20 protein-coding genes are annotated in these 18,559 nt (G+C 29.1%); 6 read left to right on the top strand and 14 right to left on the bottom strand.

What is annotated here, in order from left to right; genetic code table 11:
• Positions 1-79: 79 nt before the first annotated feature.
• Together KPL38_RS06510 and KPL38_RS06505 are read right to left on the bottom strand one after the other, a co-directional pair.
• Positions 80-1,108 carry an AI-2E family transporter gene (locus tag KPL38_RS06510; RefSeq protein ID WP_216288337.1) on the bottom strand — a complete coding sequence of 343 codons (1,029 nt, stop codon included), beginning with the start codon at positions 1,106-1,108 and terminating at the stop codon, positions 80-82.
• Complete coding sequence (locus tag KPL38_RS06505) at positions 1,095-1,601, bottom strand: PRC-barrel domain-containing protein (protein WP_216288336.1); 507 nt, start codon at positions 1,599-1,601, stop codon at positions 1,095-1,097. The genes KPL38_RS06510 and KPL38_RS06505 overlap by 14 nt, the downstream gene beginning before the upstream one ends.
• A gap of 184 nt (positions 1,602-1,785) precedes the next feature.
• Here KPL38_RS06505 and nagZ point away from each other — a divergent pair, with 184 nt between their 5' ends.
• A complete protein-coding gene (nagZ, locus tag KPL38_RS06500; RefSeq protein WP_216288335.1) occupies positions 1,786-2,991 on the top strand; it encodes a beta-N-acetylhexosaminidase in 1,206 nt (401 codons plus the stop codon).
• 76 nt (positions 2,992-3,067) lie between these two features.
• Here the strand turns inward: nagZ and nifU (KPL38_RS06495) are convergent, their stop codons facing one another.
• The 5 genes from nifU (KPL38_RS06495) to KPL38_RS06475 all read right to left on the bottom strand — a co-directional run bounded on the left by nifU (KPL38_RS06495) (position 3,068) and on the right by KPL38_RS06475 (position 6,740).
• Positions 3,068-3,463, bottom strand: a complete 396-nt coding sequence (gene nifU / locus KPL38_RS06495) for a Fe-S cluster assembly scaffold protein NifU (protein ID WP_216288351.1) — start codon at positions 3,461-3,463, stop codon at positions 3,068-3,070.
• A gap of 145 nt (positions 3,464-3,608) precedes the next feature.
• Entirely contained in the window at positions 3,609-4,685 is a 1,077-nt protein-coding gene (mnmA, locus tag KPL38_RS06490) for a tRNA 2-thiouridine(34) synthase MnmA (RefSeq protein ID WP_216288334.1), read from the bottom strand.
• A gap of 10 nt (positions 4,686-4,695) precedes the next feature.
• On the bottom strand, positions 4,696-5,121 hold the full coding sequence (nifU, locus tag KPL38_RS06485; protein WP_216288333.1) for a Fe-S cluster assembly scaffold protein NifU: 426 nt from the start codon (positions 5,119-5,121) through the stop codon (positions 4,696-4,698).
• Between the two features lies 1 nt (position 5,122).
• Entirely contained in the window at positions 5,123-6,307 is a 1,185-nt protein-coding gene (gene nifS, locus KPL38_RS06480; RefSeq protein ID WP_216288332.1) for a cysteine desulfurase NifS, read from the bottom strand.
• Positions 6,300-6,740 (bottom strand): RrF2 family transcriptional regulator, encoded by a 441-nt coding sequence (locus KPL38_RS06475; protein WP_216288331.1) that lies wholly within the window; start codon positions 6,738-6,740, stop codon positions 6,300-6,302. The genes nifS and KPL38_RS06475 overlap by 8 nt, the downstream gene beginning before the upstream one ends.
• A gap of 488 nt (positions 6,741-7,228) precedes the next feature.
• On the opposite strand from KPL38_RS06475, the gene hisS reads away from it, so the two are divergent.
• From hisS to KPL38_RS06465, 3 genes are all read left to right on the top strand, one after another.
• A complete protein-coding gene (gene hisS / locus KPL38_RS06470; RefSeq protein WP_216288330.1) occupies positions 7,229-8,545 on the top strand; it encodes a histidine--tRNA ligase in 1,317 nt (438 codons plus the stop codon).
• 89 nt (positions 8,546-8,634) lie between these two features.
• Positions 8,635-8,997, top strand: a complete 363-nt coding sequence (locus tag KPL38_RS20305) for an aminotransferase class V-fold PLP-dependent enzyme (RefSeq protein WP_376769022.1) — start codon at positions 8,635-8,637, stop codon at positions 8,995-8,997.
• An 8-nt stretch (positions 8,998-9,005) separates the two neighbouring features.
• A complete protein-coding gene (locus KPL38_RS06465; RefSeq protein WP_376769021.1) occupies positions 9,006-9,983 on the top strand; it encodes an aminotransferase class V-fold PLP-dependent enzyme in 978 nt (325 codons plus the stop codon).
• 76 nt (positions 9,984-10,059) lie between these two features.
• On the opposite strand, the gene KPL38_RS06460 is transcribed toward KPL38_RS06465, so the two are convergent.
• The 4 genes from KPL38_RS06460 to glyA all read right to left on the bottom strand — a co-directional run bounded on the left by KPL38_RS06460 (position 10,060) and on the right by glyA (position 13,241).
• Positions 10,060-10,560: a flavin reductase family protein gene (locus tag KPL38_RS06460; RefSeq protein ID WP_216288329.1), complete on the bottom strand. Its 501-nt coding sequence runs from the start codon at positions 10,558-10,560 to the stop codon at positions 10,060-10,062.
• Between the two features lie 34 nt (positions 10,561-10,594).
• The gene (locus tag KPL38_RS06455) at positions 10,595-10,759 is read right to left on the bottom strand and encodes a hypothetical protein (protein WP_216288328.1); all 165 of its coding nucleotides are present in this window, start codon (positions 10,757-10,759) and stop codon (positions 10,595-10,597) included.
• Positions 10,760-10,767: 8 nt separating this feature from the next.
• Entirely contained in the window at positions 10,768-11,541 is a 774-nt protein-coding gene (locus tag KPL38_RS06450; RefSeq protein ID WP_216288350.1) for a histidinol phosphate phosphatase, read from the bottom strand.
• Between the two features lie 470 nt (positions 11,542-12,011).
• Positions 12,012-13,241 carry a serine hydroxymethyltransferase gene (gene glyA / locus KPL38_RS06445; protein ID WP_216288327.1) on the bottom strand — a complete coding sequence of 410 codons (1,230 nt, stop codon included), beginning with the start codon at positions 13,239-13,241 and terminating at the stop codon, positions 12,012-12,014.
• Between the two features lie 418 nt (positions 13,242-13,659).
• Here glyA and KPL38_RS06440 point away from each other — a divergent pair, with 418 nt between their 5' ends.
• Together KPL38_RS06440 and KPL38_RS06435 are read left to right on the top strand one after the other, a co-directional pair.
• The gene (locus KPL38_RS06440) at positions 13,660-14,433 is read left to right on the top strand and encodes a threonine/serine exporter family protein (RefSeq protein WP_216288326.1); all 774 of its coding nucleotides are present in this window, start codon (positions 13,660-13,662) and stop codon (positions 14,431-14,433) included.
• Positions 14,430-14,855, top strand: a complete 426-nt coding sequence (locus tag KPL38_RS06435) for a threonine/serine exporter family protein (RefSeq protein ID WP_216288325.1) — start codon at positions 14,430-14,432, stop codon at positions 14,853-14,855. The genes KPL38_RS06440 and KPL38_RS06435 overlap by 4 nt, the downstream gene beginning before the upstream one ends.
• Before the next feature lie 32 nt (positions 14,856-14,887).
• On the opposite strand, the gene KPL38_RS06430 is transcribed toward KPL38_RS06435, so the two are convergent.
• The 3 genes from KPL38_RS06430 to KPL38_RS06420 all read right to left on the bottom strand — a co-directional run bounded on the left by KPL38_RS06430 (position 14,888) and on the right by KPL38_RS06420 (position 18,531).
• Positions 14,888-15,175 carry a metal-sensitive transcriptional regulator gene (locus KPL38_RS06430; RefSeq protein ID WP_376769020.1) on the bottom strand — a complete coding sequence of 96 codons (288 nt, stop codon included), beginning with the start codon at positions 15,173-15,175 and terminating at the stop codon, positions 14,888-14,890.
• A gap of 54 nt (positions 15,176-15,229) precedes the next feature.
• Complete coding sequence (gene aspS / locus KPL38_RS06425; protein WP_216288324.1) at positions 15,230-17,011, bottom strand: aspartate--tRNA ligase; 1,782 nt, start codon at positions 17,009-17,011, stop codon at positions 15,230-15,232.
• A gap of 92 nt (positions 17,012-17,103) precedes the next feature.
• The gene (locus tag KPL38_RS06420) at positions 17,104-18,531 is read right to left on the bottom strand and encodes a coproporphyrinogen III oxidase (protein WP_216288323.1); all 1,428 of its coding nucleotides are present in this window, start codon (positions 18,529-18,531) and stop codon (positions 17,104-17,106) included.
• Positions 18,532-18,559: the final 28 nt, after the last annotated feature.

Below are 18,559 nucleotides of genomic sequence, written 5' to 3'. Positions count from 1 at the left end.
GTTAAAATGTATATGTTGATTTTTAGTTATTAACATTTTAATTATAACAATTAAAAAAGCAAAAATGTATTTGTTGTAATTAAAATAAATAATAATTTATATCTTCATATATAACTTTAAACACTACTCCTAATGGAACTGCTAAAATCATACCTAGAATACCTCCAACTTTTCCTCCTATCATTAATAATAGTATTACTGTCAAAGGATGCATACTTATACTATCTCCTATTATTTTGGGAGATAATAAACTTCCTTCAATTTGTTGAAGTACAAAAAGCCACAATATTGTATACAAAGCTATTTTTGGAGATGCTAATAATGCTATTAATGCTATAGGGATTATTCCGAATATAGGCCCAAAATAAGGAATTATATTAAATATTCCATTAATTAAAGAAAGAATTAGTGGAAAATCAATTTTCATATAAATTAATATGAAAAAAGTTGCAATAGTTATAATCCCACATAATATAAGTTGACTTATAATATATCTTCCTAAAACTTTATCAATATCTTCTATAATTTTTTTTATTACATTTCTACTCTCAGGTGGAAAAACTATTAATGCCTTGTTTATCATATTTTCACTATCACATAAAAAGTAATATATTATTAAAGGCGCAACCATGTAAGTTAATAAATTTTCACCAAGTCCCATAATAGAATCTAATAATTTATTAAATAGTGCAAGTATTTGAATATTGGATTTGTGATATACAGTATTAATGATGCCATTCATAATTTTGTTAGTTCCTAATACTTTTATTTTCATATTTGCATCAGTCAAATATTTTCCTAAATCATTTATTGCTTTATTTATGTGCAAACTCTCTCTAAATATTGACGGAATTACCACCATGAATGTTAATAATATCAAACCAACTAACCCAATTATTATTAATGAAGAAGCAGCCTTTTTATTTACGCCTTTTCTAATCAAAAGCATATATAGTGGTTTTAATATATAAGCAACAATGAATGAAATAAATATTAAATTTATTAACTGCTTAATTATAGGTATTCTAATTGCAATAGACATAAGAAATATAAAGACAATAACGCATATAATAGAAATCACGAATTTTTTTAAATTAATTTTTTTCATTTGCTTTACCTTCTACGAAAAAATTATGTGCCATACTTTTAAAAGAATATTCATCACAACTTGGAATATAAAGTATATTCTCTTCTCCAAGTATAAGTTCATTTATTAGCATTATTCTTTTACCTCTAAGTAGATTTGTAATAAACCCAGATGATACTATGACTCCCTTTATACTGAAGGTATCATATGTAAAAGTAATATCCTCCACCATACCAAATACATTTTTGCATTTGTCAATTACATCCATGTTAATAAAACTATGCAAACATAATTGTTTATTTTTCCCTACTTTTTTAACTACCATATGTTTATTAAAATATACAATATCCTCTTTCAATACGCTCAAATTCTTATGAAATAATTTATAGGGAGATATCACAAACCCTGTTACTTTACCTTTATTAAAATCTACAAGCAGATCTTTAATAAACCCAATTTTTTTTCCTTCTACACTTACAACATCCATAAATATAAAATCTTTACTTTTAAACATATTATCTCCTAATTGAAAACAATTTAATTATTTTTATTTGTAATTATGTTTTCCAATTAGTTTAATAATTATTACATAAAATGAATATATATATTGAATATATATATTTAAAATAGTATAGTTATTGATGGATTTTAATATTAACAAAGTATACATTTTGTTTAAGAGGCGGTGTGATTTAAATATGAAAAGATTAATTATAAGCATATTTTTAATATTCAGTTTGTTTTTAACTGGATGTAATGTAGCAAATACTAAGTCTAAAAGCATAGCTAAGAACTCACAAATTAAAAAGATTGACGCAGTAAAGAATAAAATAAATACTATGAGTTTGGATGATAAAATTGGGCAGTTAGTAATTGTAGGACTTGATGGTTTTACAATTACTAACAATATAAATAATTTGATTAAAAACCATAAAGTTGGTGGTATTATTTTGTTTAAAACAAATGTAGATAATTCCAAGCAATTAGTTAATCTAACTAATTCACTAAAAACTAGTGATTTTCAAAATAAAACTCCTTTATTTATATCTGTAGATGAAGAAGGTGGGCGTGTATCAAGAATGCCAAATGAAATTAATAATTTTCCAACAAATAAATCTATAGGGAAAAGCAATAATAGTAATTTAAGTTACAATATTGGAAAAACAATTGCTGAAGAACTAAATGATTTTGGCTTTAACATGAATTTTGCTCCTGTTCTAGATATAAATAGTAATGTTAATAATCCTGTAATTGGAGACAGGTCATTGGGGAGTAATCCAGGCATTGTAAGCAAATTAGGCATTAGAACCATGAATGGAATGCGAGATAACAATATAATTCCTGTTATAAAACACTTCCCTGGACATGGAGACACATCTGTTGATTCTCATATAGGTCTTCCCATAGTGAGTAAAGATTTAACAACACTAAATAATTTTGAACTTATACCTTTTAAAGAAGCTATTAAAAATAATGCAGATGCTATTATGGTATCCCATATATTGCTTAACAAAATAGATGCTAATAATCCAGCTAGTATGTCAAAAACTGTTATAACTAGTATATTAAGAAAGTCTTTAAAATTTACTGGAGTAGTCATCACTGATGATATGACTATGGGAGCTATTATAAAATATAATGACATTGGTAAAGCTGCCGTTAAATCTTTTAATGCCGGAAGTGATATTATCTTAGTATGCCATGGATATAGCAATGAAATAAAAGTAATTAATTCACTTAAACAGGCTGTAAAAGACAAAACAATATCAGAAAGCAGACTCAATGAAAGCGTATATCGGATTCTAAAACTCAAAGAAAAATATAATATTAATAATAAGAATATAAGTAGTTCAATAGATATTAATACAATAAACGATAAAATAGAGACTACATTAAGAAATTAAAATTAGATATATTAAAAATAAAAAAGTAACTGCATTAGTTAAACCCTAATATAGTTACCTTTTTATTTGCTTTAATTTACTTTAAATTGCCTTCCCATAGCTTAAGTTTTTGTGATTTTCTGTAATTATTTATTGCATTATGTATAGTTTGTTCTGCGAGAACAGAACAATGTTCCTTAATTACAGGTAATCCCTCTAGAGCTTCAATAACTGATTTGTTTGTTAGTTTCCATGCATCTTCTAATGTTTTTCCCTTTATAAGCTCAGTAGCAATGCTTGACGAGGCTATAGCCGAGCCACATCCAAATGCCTTAAATTTAACATCGGTTACTATATTATTTTCAACTTTGATGTAAATCTTCATTATATCCCCGCATTTAGGATCTCCAGCTTCTCCAATTCCATTTGCATCAATTAATACTCCCATATTCCTTGGGCTATAAAAATGTTCCATAACCTTCTCACTATACATCATAGATTTGCTCCTTTTTTATAATAAAACTGTTGATACTTATAATATTAACAATTGTTTGCTATAAATTTAGAGGGGTACCTAATATTTAACTAGATACCCCTCCCCATAAATAGCCTCTAAAAATAGCTCGTTTATGTTATATTTATAAAATTTTCTCGATAATTCCCCCACCAACTACTAAGTTTTCTAAATAGAAAACTACTGATTGACCTTTAGTTATAGCTCTTTGTTTCTCATCAAAAACAACCTTTACTCTATCATTTTCTAAAGGGATTAAAGTAGCTGACTGTGGTTTTGCCGAATATCTAATTTTAGCAGTTACCTTTAAATTTGATTTTAGTTTATCAAACAGAATGAAATTTAAGTCTTTTGCTATAAGTCCAGTTTTGAAAATTCCCTCTTCGTCTCCTATTACTACTTCGTTAGTTATAGGATTAATATCATTAACGAAAATTGGCTTACCTACTGCTATACCTAGTCCTTTTCGTTGTCCTATAGTATAGTAAACTATACCTTTATGTTTTCCAACAATTTTACCTTGTTTGTCAACAAAATTTCCTGGTTTTATATCTCTACCACTATATTTTTTTATATAAGCTCCATGGTCATTGTCAGGTATAAAACAGATTTCTTGGCTGTCCTTTTTTTTATAAACTTGTAAGCCTATTCGTTCTGCTATTTTACGTATTTCAGGTTTGGAATAATCACCACAAGGCATTAAAGTGTGACTTAATTGCTCTTGATTTAAAGTATATAAGGCATAAGTTTGATCTTTTTTATCATCTTCTGATTTTTTTAATACAAATCTATCATCACATTTTTCAATTTTCGCGTAATGACCTGTAGCTATATAATCAGCTCCAAGTGCCTCAGCTTTTCTTAAAAACTCTTTGAATTTAATATTTTTATTACAAACAATACATGGGTTAGGTGTTCTGCCTTGCATATATTCGTCAATAAAATTGTCAATAACATTTGTTTTAAAGGCATCCTTAAAGTTCATAACATAAAAAGGTATATCTAATACATCAGCTACACGTCTTGCATCATTTGCAGCTGAAATAGAACAACATCCGCCTTCATTTTCTTCATAATCAGGATTATCTGGAGAAAGTTTCATCATAATTCCTATAACTTCATACCCTTTCTCTTTCAAAAGATATGCTGCTACAGAACTATCTACTCCACCACTCATTCCAATAACTACTTTTTTTTTCATATAATATCACCTATTTTTCGTTTATTTCACCATGACCATCTTTTCCTTTATATTCAAATTCTTCAAGTCCGGCTTTTTTTCTATAATCATTTATTGCCAAGTGAATAGCTTCTTCAGCAAGTACTGAGCAATGCATTTTTATTGCTGGAAGACCATCTAGTGCCTCAGCTACAGCTACATTTGTTAATTTCCATGCATCATCTATTGATTTACCTTTAATAAGTTCTGTTGCCATACTTGATGATGCTATAGCCGATCCACAACCAAAAGTTTTAAACTTTGCATCTGCTACTATATTATTTTCTACTTTTAAATAAACTTTCATTATATCTCCACACTTAGCGTTACCAACTTCACCAATACCACTAGCATTTTCAATTTCTCCTACATTTCTTGGATTTGTAAAATGATCCATAACCTTTGCACTGTAATTCATATTATTTTTCCCCTTTCTTTAAAAAGTCATCATATAAGGGTGACATATCCCTTAATCTTTTAATAATCTTTGGAAGTGTTTCTATAACAAAGTCTACTTCTTCCTCAGTAGTAGCATCACCCAAAGTTAATCTTACCGAACCATGAGCTATCTCATGAGGAAGGCCTATTGCAAGAAGCACGTGAGATGGATCTAAAGAACCAGATGTACAAGCACTTCCACTTGATGCCGCAATACCTTTTGCATCTAGCATTAATAATATAGATTCACCTTCAACAAACCTAAAACATGTATTAGAATTTCCAGGGAGTCTTTTTTCTCCTCTTGGTCCATTAAGTCTTGTGTAAGGTACTTTTAATAATCCATTCATAAGTTTATCTCTTAAATAAACTAACTTTTTATTATTTTCTTCCATGTTCTCAACAGCTATTTCAATAGCTTTACCAATTCCAACTATACCAGCTACATTTTCTGTACCTGCACGTTTAGTTCTTTCTTGTCCACCACCATGTATTAAATTATCGATTTTAATACCTTTTTTTATATATAAAGCTCCTATACCCTTTGGTCCATAAAATTTATGCCCAGCAAGTGACATTAAATCTATGTTCATTTCTTTAACATCTACTGGAATATGTCCTACAGCTTGAACTGCATCAGTATGGAAAATTATTTTTTTACTTCTACATAATGCTCCTATTTCTTTTATTGGTTCTATTGTCCCAATTTCATTGTTTGCAAACATTACTGATACTAATATTGTTTTGTCTGTAATTGCATTCTCTAAATCTTTGATACTAATAAATCCATATTCATCAACTGGTAAATATGTAATATCAAAACCATTTTTAGCTAAGTACTCGCAAGTATGAAGTACAGCATGATGCTCAATAACTGTTGTTATAATATGATTTCCCTTTTTTTTATATGCCGAAGCTATTCCCTTTATAGCCCAATTATCAGATTCTGAACCACCGTTTGTAAAAAATATTTCATTTGAATCGGCATTTATAGCTTTTGCAACCTTATCTCGTCCAATATCAATTGCCTTTTTAGTTTCTCTTGCTAGAGAATATATAGAAGAAGGATTTCCAAAGTATGTTGTAAAATAAGGAAGCATCTCTTTCAAAACTTCTGGTTTAACATATGTAGTTGCCGCGTGATCCATGTAAATTGATTTATTCATTATCTTTCACTCCTTTAATTAATGTCATTTTGTTGTAATCAGATACAATATCTTTTAAATTTATTGAAGTAGTTACACTATCTATACTATTTTTGATTTTCTTCCATAATAATCTAGTAGCGCAGTAATCAATATTAGTGCACTCTTCGTCTTCAAGGCAAGTAGAAATTTCTATTGGTCCTTCAAGCACATTAATAACATCATATATAGTTATTTCCTCTGGTGGTCTATTAAGAATGTAACCACCTTGAGCTCCCCTCACACTTTTAATAAGTTTAGCTTTTCGAAGGGATGAGAATAATTGTTCTAAATAACATTCAGAAATACCTTGTCTTTCAGATATACATTTTATAGATACAGGTTGTTCTCCATAATTTATTGCTAAATCAACCATAGCTTTAACCCCATATCTCCCTTTCGTAGATAACTTCACATAATCACTCCCTTAATCATCACCTACAATGTTATTAATCACAACCTAATGTGATACAAATTAACTACTTCAGAATAAGAGTTACACTCATACTGAAGTTCTTAAATTACCTAAGTATATATTTTTACTTACATCAAAGTAAGCTCTTATTCTGTGCTATAGTTAATGTAGAGTATTTTACTATACTTTCTAAGTTCATAGTATCAAACCCTAGTAATCTTGTCAAGTATAAATAATACAGATTTCGTATATTTTTTTCATCTATACACCATATTATCGATTTATTCAATATTAGCAGGCCTATTTCTCTTGAATGCTCAGTATTATATATCAAGTATGATTATGAAGTTGTATCAAAACTAAATTTATATTCATCCTTGAAGTATTTAATTATATATAGTATAATTAAAACCACTTTAAAGGATTACCACCCACGTAGGTGCGCCATTTACGTTGGGTTTTTTATATTTTTATAGGAGGTATTAAAAATGAAAAATGGAATTGTAAAACCATCAATTTTACCTGGATTTATGGAGTTATTACCAACTGACCAAATTCAGTTCAACAAATTATCAGATAATATACGAAAAACATATGAAAGTTTTGGATTTATGCCCATAGATACACCCGTAATAGAAAAATCAGAAATTCTACTTGCAAAAGGTGGAGGAGAAACTGAAAAACAAATTTATAGATTCTCAAAGGGTACTAATGATTTGTCCCTAAGGTTTGATTTAACTGTTCCACTCGCAAGGTATGTAGCGCAAAATTATAATTCATTAATTTTCCCATTTAGAAGATACCAAATTGGTAAAGTTTATAGAGGAGAAAGAAATCAAAAAGGACGCTTTCGTGAATTCTACCAATGTGACATTGATATTGTTGGCAACAATAGTTTAAGCATTTTGAATGACGCTGAAATACCAAGTATTATTTATTCAATATTTAATAATCTTGGTTTTGAAGATTTCACAATAAAAATAAACAATAGGAAACTCTTAAATGGTTTTTTTGAGGATCTAGAAATTGAAGATAAATCTGATGTTTTAAGAATAATAGATAAAATAGATAAAATTGGAGTATCAACTGCAACTGCTGAACTATTAACAAGTGGCTTGAGTACCGACGTTGTAGAAAAAATTCTTGAATTTATTAATATAACAGGAAGTAACAATGATATTTTATTATTATTAAAGGATTTAAATATTTCTAATGATAACTTTAAATCTGGCATAAGTGAACTTACAACAGTCATTAAATACGTAAAACTGTTTGGAGTTCCTGATGACAATATTAAAATAGATTTGAAAATCTCTAGAGGTCTTGATTATTACACAGGAACAGTTTACGAAACGTTTTTAAATGAATATCCTTCAATAGGGTCTGTTTGCTCTGGTGGACGATATGATAATTTGGCAGAATATTATACAAAGCAGAAACTACCTGGAGTAGGAATTTCAATTGGTCTTACTCGTTTATTTTATCAGTTAAATGAAGTCGGATTCTTTAAAAAAAATGATAAGACTTGTATAACAAAAGTACTAGTAATATCACTAAATGATAATATTGATTCTGGAATTTCTTTTGCAAACACTTTAAGAGATAAGGGCATAATCACGGAAATATACCTTGAAGATGCTAAAATAGTAAAAAAACTTGGATATGCAAATAAATTAGGTATTCCATTTGCAATTCTAATAGGTGATGAGGAAGTACAAAATAAAACAGTTACAATAAAAAATATGATTACTGGCGAGCAGACCACTGTTGACTCAGATGCAGCTTATGAAATAGTTAATGCATAAAGAATAACTTAATATAGTTATTCTTTAATCACCTTTTTCTCTTAAAATTAATACTATACACTGTGATTAATTTTAAGAGGAGGACTATCATGTCAATTAAAAATAATAGTCCAAGCTACAGAGATTTGATACTTGGCGTAAATAAAAAGGTACCGCTTATATCTGGGGAGTATGTTACTGCAATTAATTTTGATAATGCAGCAACTACACCACCTTTTAAATCCGTTATGGAAGATATTATTGATTTTGCTCCATGGTATTCCTCCATTCATCGTGGTGAAGGATATAAGTCTCAACTAACTACAAAATTATATGATGACTCTAGAAATGTTGTAATGAAATTTGTTAATGCTGATTTTAATAATACTGTTATTTATGTTAAAAATTCTACAGAAGCATTTAATAAGCTTTCTAATCTATTGCTAGAACCAGCAAAAAAAATGTTATATTAACAACAGATATGGAACATCACTCAAATGATCTACCTTGGAGAGATAAATTTATTGTAGATTATATATCAATTGATGAAGATGGAATGTTGTCAATAGATGACTTAGAAGATAAATTAAATAAATATTATAGTTGTATAAGACTAGTCACAGTTACAGGTGCTTCAAATATTACAGGCTATAAAAACCGAATTTATGATATAGCTAAACTAGTTCACAAATTTGGTTCAAAATTACTTGTTGATGGTGCACAATTAGTACCTCATGCTCCTATTATTATGAGTAATAATAATGCAGAATATAATATAGATTTTTTAATTTTTTCTGCTCATAAAATGTATGCTCCTTTTGGTACTGGCGTACTAGTTGGACCTAAAAGTATTTTAGACAAGTGTGAACCTGATATGGTAGGCGGTGGAACAGTAGATATTGTTACTCATGATTTTATAAAATGGAATGATTCTCCTCAAAGACATGAGGCAGGCTCTCCAAACGTAATAGGTTCAATTGCTCTAATATCTGCTATTAAGACATTAAATAAAATTGGTATGAATAATGTAGACCGCACTGAAAGAAATCTAACTACCTACGCCATTTCTCAAATAAGAAATATACCAAACTTGAAAATATATTGTGACACTTCTAAAATGACAAACAGGGTAAGTATAATTCCATTTAATATTTGTGGAATTCATCATGAGTTAGTTGCTAAAATTCTTTCATATGAATGGGGTATTTCTGTAAGAAGTGGGTGTTTTTGCGCTCAGCCTTACATTGTTAAGCTGTTAAATATTTCTAATGAATTTCTAATTAAGAGAGTCAACAACCCTGATTTATCCCATCCTGGAATGGTTAGAATTAGTTTTGGGTTATATAATACTTACTCAGAAATTAATATATTAGCTTATGCCTTAAATAAAATTTCTTTGAAAAAAGACTACTATATTCGAAAATATGAAAACATGAAAAAAACTCTTTTTGATGTATAAAAGGTGTAATTAAATAAACAACTAAAAATAGTACATTGAATTTAATGTACTATTTTTAGTTGTTTATTTAACTTTCTTATTTAATATAAGAATCTACTATCTCTCCATAATAGAAAGTATGATAATTTCCATCCTTATACGAGTTTTCAAGAATATTTTTTGAAAGAAACTCTAAATTCATCTCCTGTTTATATACAATTTTACATTCATAATGGAGTTCACACTCAGCAATTATTGGTGTGTCAACCTTTTTGCTATCTACTAAAGTTAAGTTACATGACTTAAACTTATCAATGTCTCGTCCCGATTTAGTTCCACATACCATTAATGCATTTTTTAAACCCTTACTTAAGGGTATACTTACAGTGAAATTATCAGAAGTTTCCATAAGTTCGTGTGTGAATCTAGATTTTCTTACCATAACTGTGAATATAGGTTTATTCCATATACATCCCACGCTTCCCCAACCTATTGTCATAGTATTAATCTTCTCACCAGATTTCACCGTTAAAAATGCACCTTGAGTCTGTAAAGATTCAATACCATTTTCTAAATTTGCTGTATAATTACTTTTCATTTATAAAGCCTCCATTTTTATTAGTTGATATTTTCTATAAAAATAATATCATTATAAGGATAGTAATTTCTGAAATTATTGTAGTTATAAATACACATTGTGATGCAACTAGACTATCACCACCATATTTTTCATCAATTATTGGAGTCATTATTGCTACGGGCATTACTTGAAGTCTAATATATATTGTAAACAACAAAATATATTTTATTTATCCATATACTCCATTTTTCTTTTTTTAAAATACACTGGTTTTAAGTTACATAACTTACATATTTCTATAGCTTCTTTAAAGTTATTGCCTATGTCCTCAAAATGATGAGCATCAGACCCTATGGTTACATACTTTCCGCCCATTTGGTTATATGTCTTATAAATATTAATCAAGTTAATATACGCCTGCTTATTACCCAATCTTCGAGTATTAACCTCCATTACTTTACCGTTATATAATACAGCTTTTATCACATCGCTTATACATTGTGTAAACTCATTATAGTTAATTTCATTATCATTATAAGTAGCATATCTAGATATATAATCAATATGACCTAAACTATCAATAAAGTCGTATTGTTTTACACACTCAAGCATACTTGAAAAATATTTTTCAAAAGCTTCTTTCTTAGTTTTACCATCATAAAATTTTGGATAATATATATCTTCTCCCATAGCTATGTGAATAGACCCAATTACATAGTCGAAAGGATATCTTTTTACTATATTTCTATTTTCTTCTATACAATTTGGTTGCATACCCACTTCAACTCCAAGCATAAGATTACTACTCCTATACTTTTCATAATCATTAAAATATTTATCTATATCAAAAGTTATATCTGTACCTTTTGAAAATTTTAAATCTAGATGTTCTGTAAACGTCATGCCTATATTATTCTTTCTTGAATGTTCAAGCGCATTCTTAATCTTCATTTGAGAATCTTCAGAAAATTCTGTATGTACATGTGAGTCAATCATAATTCATCCTCCTAGTATTCCTTTAGAGTTTTATAACTACTAATTTCTTTAATCTGCATAATTATATCAGTAGCTTACGTCAATAGAAATAAACTTATAATTATTCCTAAAACAATTTTACACTATTTTATGCTGTACTATTAAATACGGTTGTCGTTAATTTATTTATACCAATGCTTATATCTAATATATTATAGGAAAATATGAGGCAATATAATTAAGTCTGCTCACTATCATATACATTAGCGTTATATCCCGTTCTTTATAGTTGTAACAAACCTAGTTAACATATAGGCACTAATGTTAGAATGTATTATATGATGCCTTCCTGTAGCTATATGCTAATTAGAAAATACAATAGAGAGATTAGCAATACCCTTTAAACCTAGGTATCTACTATCTCTCTATTATTAATTGATAAAACCTAGATATATCTCATTAATTGTTTTCTTTGATTTTGTTTACATACTATCCTAATATAGTGGAAATTTGCTACATAACTCTTTTACTTTCTCTCTAATCGGTACTAAATTTCCTTCTCTATTTTCTATAGTTTCATTTATGAGCTCAGCTATTTTTTTCATTTCTTCTTCTTTAAACCCTCTTGTAGTTACAGCTGGTGTACCAATTCTTATTCCACTTGTTACAAATGGACTTAAAGTTTCATTTGGTACTGTATTTTTATTTACAGTAATTCCAACAAGATCCAATAGTTTTTCAGCTTCTTTTCCTGTAATGTTTTTATTTGTTAGTTCTATAAGTAAAAGATGATTATCTGTACCACCTGACACTAATCTAAAACCATATTTTTGAAGTTCCGTTCCAAGTAGTTTTGCATTTTTAACCACCTGATCAATATAAACTTTAAATTCTGGCTTAAGTGCCTCACCAAAGCAAACTGCTTTTGCTGCTATTGTATGCATTAAAGGTCCACCTTGCATCCCAGGAAAAATAGATTTATCTATTGCTTTTGCATATTTTTCTTTACATAATATTACTCCACCTCTAGGGCCTCTTAAAGTCTTATGAGTAGTTGTAGTAACAAAATCTGCATAAGGTACTGGAGACTCATGTGCTCCTGTCGCAACAAGTCCTGCTATGTGTGCCATATCTACAAACATATATGCATTAACTTCATCACAAATTTCTCTAAACAATTTAAAGTTTATAGTTCTTGGATAGGCAGACGCCCCAACAACTATCATTTTAGGATTATTTGCCTTAGCTAAAGCCCTTACCTTCTCATAGTCTATTTTCTCTGTCTCTAAGTCAACTCCATAAGGAACGAAGTTGTACAACTTTCCTGAAAAATTTACTGGACTTCCGTGAGTTAAATGTCCACCATGGCTCAAATTCATACCTAGCACAGTATCTCCTGGTTTAAGCATAGCAAAGTATACAGCCATATTAGCTTGAGATCCTGAATGAGGTTGAACATTAGCATGGTCTGCGCCAAAGAGTTCTTTAATTCGCGTACGCGCTAGATCTTCTATTTTATCAACTACTTCACAACCTCCATAATATCTTTTACTAGGATACCCTTCTGCATATTTATTAGTTAGTATAGAACCATTAGCTTCAAGTACAGCTCTACTAACGACATTTTCAGAGGCAATTAGTTCGATATGATCCTCTTGTCTTGTGTTTTCCTCTTGTATAATCTCGTAAATCTTTGGATCACTGTTTTTTAAGTATTCTTCCATGTTTATAACCTTCCTCTCATGTCTTAAACTAATAGCTAAAATAGTATTATGTTAATATAAATACAACATTATAACAAATAAAAATGTATATCATATTTATATTATAAAATTTAATAGGTTATTTATCAACTAAAACACGAAAGTTTTTCCTAAATCTTCTGAATTTTTTATATTATGTGTTTATTGCAATTGCATATCAATTGCAATAAACACATAATATAAAGTTCATTTATTTATGTATACGTTTAATAACAAATAATAAATAATTTAATTTAATTTTCCAACTTATAATGATTTAACGAATTTATGGTATATACTAATAGAGCAATTTTAATATTATTATGTACTATAAAAATCAATTGTTTATTACTTATTTATTCAACAATAATATAAAATAATTATATTTTAAGGAGGGACCATGTATATTGATGATATCATTCATATAGCTGCTGAAGCAGGTAAAATTATATTAGAAAATGGTGGGGAAACTTATAGAGTTGAACAAACAATTACTATGATATGTAAATCCTATGGTATACCACATACAGAAAGTTTTGTTACGCCTACTGGCATTATGATTTCTATAACTAATAGCGAGAATCAGACAATCTCATTAATTAGAAGAATAAATATTAGAACAGTTAATCTTAGTAAAGTTTCTATGATCAACAATCTGTCTAGAGAATTAGTAATAAACCCTTTATCTATAGAAGATATAAGGGGAAAAATTGAGTACATTAATAATTTACCAGCTTATTCACAAAAAACAACAACCTTTTTTTCCGCATGTTGTGCTGGATTTTTTACACTTGTTTTTGGTGGAAATTATAAAGATTTTTTTGTGGCCTTTATAATTGGAGCATTAATTAATTGTTTAAGTTTATGTCTAGACAAATTAGAAGTAAATAGCTTTCTTAAAAATATGCTTAGTGGTGCATTGGCTGCATTCATAGCTCTAATAGCTACTTCTTTAGGCTTAGTTGGTAATATGGATACTATAATAATAGGATCTATTATGCTTCTAGTACCTGGTATTGCTATAACAAATGCTATAAGAGATACTATGGCAGGTGATTTAGTTTCAGGAATATCTAGGTCAATAGAAGCATTATTCATAGCCATTGCAATATCTTCTGGAACAAGTATAGTTTTTAAAATATGGTTCTTGCTATTTGGAGGTACTCTTATATGATCCTTAATTCTTTTTATGCTTTTTTAAGTTCTCTTGGTTTTGGAATACTTTTTAATATTCGTGGTAAACTTTTAATTATTGCATCACTTGGAGGTGGACTTGCCTGGCTAACTTACCTTATTTCCGGAAGACTACAACCATCCATTGTTTTTTCATTATTTCTCGCTTCAATGGTTGGAAGCATATACTCAGAAATAATGGCTAGAATATATAAAAATCCTGTAACTATGTTTACAATTTGTGCAATTATACCCCTTGTGCCTGGTGGTGGTATGTACTATGCTACTCTTGAAGCAGTGAAAGGTAACCTTAATGTTGCATTAGCTAAAGGAGCCGAAACATTATTTAGTGCTGGTGCAATTGCTGTTGGAATAGTACTTGTAGCATCCATAAGTACCATTTTCAAAAAAATAAAGAAGTAAAATTTGATTTCAAATTTTACTTCTTTATTTTTTTATTTTAAAAACATCATGAAAGTTGAGACAAGTTCTTCAATCTTTTCTTTTTCTTCCTCATTATCCTCACAAACAAGACACTTCTTAGTATATCTTTCAAGTACAAGCCCACCAACTTTATTCATGGCAGCTCTTACAGCAGCAACCTGAACTAATATGTTTTTGCAGCAAGCTTCACTTGTAACCATCTTTTCTATACCTTTAACCTGACCTTCAATTTTTCTTAATCTTACTTGAATATTTTTCATATGCTCATCATCCATTGGTTTATCTTTGACCATTGTCATTTCACCACTCCCATACATAATATAGGCACATTAACATAAATAACAATCAGTATTCTACTTTTCCTCTGTTTTTGAAATACCAAGTTCTTTGAGTTGTTTGTCATCGACCATGTTTGGAGCTTCACTCATTGGACAGTAAGCATTTTGATTTTTTGGAAATGCAATTACATCTTTAATATTATCTGTTCCTGCTAAAAACATTATCATTCTATCTAACCCAAAAGCAAGGCCGCCGTGAGGTGGTGGTCCAAATTTAAATGCTTCTAGTAAAAATCCAAATCTTGCCCATGCCTTTTCTCTAGTAAAACCTAAAACTTTAAACATAGTTTCTTGGAGCTCCGAGTTATGTATTCTTATGCTTCCTCCGCCTAATTCTTCTCCATTTAATACTATATCATAGGCTTTAGCACGAACTCTACCTGGATCTGACTCTAAATACTTAAGATCTTCATCCATAGGCATTGTGAAGGGATGGTGTGCTGCAATATATCGATTTTCTTCTTCACTATAATCAAATAATGGGAACTGCGTAACCCATACAAAATTAAATTCCTTGTTATCTTTTAATATTTCTAATTCTTTAGCTACTTGCAATCTTAAAGCACCTAAAGCATGTAACGCAATATTATCCTTATCAGCAACTATAAGAACTAAATCACCAGTTTTTGCATCAACCTTATTTAAAATCGACTGCATTTGAGTTTCACTCAAAAACTTAGCTATAGGTGATTTAATTCCTCCCTCTTTACATGCTATATACGCAAGTCCTCTTGCTTTGTATGTTTTAACAAATTCCCCTAATTTATCTAATTTCTTTCTTCCCATATCTGCAGCATTATCAACCTTGATAGCTCTTACTGAACCACCATTATCTATAGCACTTTTAAATACTACAAATTCACAATCTTTTACTTCATTTGTAATATTATTAATTTCCATTTTAAATCTTAAATCAGGTTTATCTGAACCATATTTCTCTAAAGCATCTTTATAAAGTATTCTTTTTATAGGAAGCACAACATCCTCATTTATTACTTCTTTAAATACTTTTTTAATTAAGGCCTCATTTATAGCCATAACATCTTCTTCTTCAACAAAAGACATTTCCATATCTATTTGTGTAAACTCTGGTTGTCTATTAGCTCTTAAATCTTCATCTCTAAAACAACGTGCCATTTGAAAGTACTTATCATATCCAGACACCATTAATAATTGCTTAAACAATTGTGGCGATTGTGGAAGTGCATAAAACTTACCTGGATAATTTCTACTTGGAACTAAATAATCACGAGCTCCCTCAGGAGTACTTTTTGTAAGTATTGGTGTTTCTATTTCTAAAAAACCATTCTCATCTAAAAAGTCTCTAACAACTTTAGATGTTTTATGACGTATCATAAATATTTTTTGCATATCTGGTCTTCTTAAATCAAGATATCTATATTTTAGGCGTACATTTTCTGATGCATCCAGCCCTTCCTTTATGTATATAGGTGGAGTTTCCGATTCAGATAATATCTTTATGTTTTGACTATTAACCTCTACAAGTCCTGTTGGTAACTTTTTATTTGGTGATTGTCTTTTAACAAGTTCACCAGTTACCGCAATACAATACTCCGGTTTTACTAAATCAGCTTTTAGAAATGCTTCTTTATTTATTTCTTCGCCAAACACTAATTGTAATATTCCTGTTCTATCTCTTAAATCAACAAAAATAAGTCCTCCTAGGTTTCTTTTCCTTTGAACCCAGCCCATTACTGTTATTATGTTTGATATGTGTGATTCTCTGAGATCACCACACATATTGGTTCTCTTTAAACCATTTAATGATTCTGCCATTTTTATCTTCTTCCTTCCTTAACCTTAATTATATTAACACTTTCTGTTAAGTTATATAATTTATTACTATGTATTATTAGACTACTATTATATTAGTTATATAAAGTTTCTAGCAAGACAATCTTCTTTTCTATCATCTCATCTACTCTTTTTATGTACTCACGAACATCTTTAACATTAGCAAATCTTTCATGCCTGTTCTCCTCAAGAAAAACGACTTTACAAACTGCATCTGCACCAAGTGCAATAACTGTTTGTTTTTCTTCAATCATTTGAATATTGTATATTCCCTCTTTACCTAGCCTAGTATATCCAACATTCTCCATACTTCCCACCATATTTTTCTGTCTGTACATATAATAAGGTTTCATATCAAGTTTTTTAGATAATTGAGCCGTAAGCTCATACATTTTATTTAACTCATCTTGAGCTGGAATTACGAATTTATAATTGTTAAGCATATTTTCATGAAGCCTTGAGGCTCTTTTTATTGTCATTCCATGAATAGTAATACTGTCAGGTTTAAGATCAAATATTTTATCACATGTTTTTATAATATGTGACATTTTTTCACCTGGAAGTCCTACTATTAAATCCATGTTTATATTGTCAAAACCTAATTCTCTAGCCATATTAAATTTTTCAATAACATCATTTACAGAATGACTTCTCCCAATTAATTTTAATGTGTCATCATTCATAGTTTGCGGATTGATACTTATCCTATCTACCCCATATTTTTTCATAGTCTTCAACTTTAAAATGGTTATGCTATCTGGTCTTCCACATTCCACTGTAAATTCTTTAACATCATTATGCTTTGTAAAAGCTTCATAAATACATTTCATAATAAATTTAAATTGCTCATCATTCACAGAAGTTGGGGTTCCCCCACCAAAATAAACACATTCTATATTAAGCTTTTTTTCTTTTACATAGTTACCTATTCTACTAATTTCATGAGATAAAGCATCAAGATAAGGATCTACTATGTCTTTACATTTTGAAATCGGATTTGAGGCAAATGAACAATATACACAACGCGTGGGACAAAAAGGCATTCCAATATAAACGCTTATACTGTTCTTATCTTTATTGACAATGCTTTTTTCAAACTTTGCAACATCAATACAAAGTTGAGCCTTATCTTTTCTCACAATATGTTTATCTTTAAAATCTGCTATTATAGCATCATCAGAAAATCCATTTTCTAGAAGCTCAAGAGCTTTTTTAGAAGGCCTTATTCCTATTAAAGTACCCCATGGAAGTTCCTTAGTTGTATTTTTTGAAAAATACAAAAACACTGCTTTTTTAACTTCTTCTTTAATTTTATTGGACTTATTAATTGTATACACAAAAATTTCAGACTCTTTTTTGATTTCTATTGTATCTTCTTTTACGGTAATATCAAAATCATAATCATCTTCTACAAATTTAATATCAGGTAAAAGATAGAATAGATTTATCATTTGATATACATCATAATTAAATTGTTCATTATTTAATTTTACCTTAATCATTTTAACTCCTTAATAAAATATAGTGTAT

The organism is Clostridium psychrophilum, from assembly GCF_018861705.1.
Taxonomy (GTDB): Bacteria; Bacillota; Clostridia; order Clostridiales; family Clostridiaceae; genus Clostridium_AD; species Clostridium_AD psychrophilum.
Note: the sequence above shows the minus strand (reverse complement) of the source record. Positions and strands in the feature narration are given on the sequence as shown.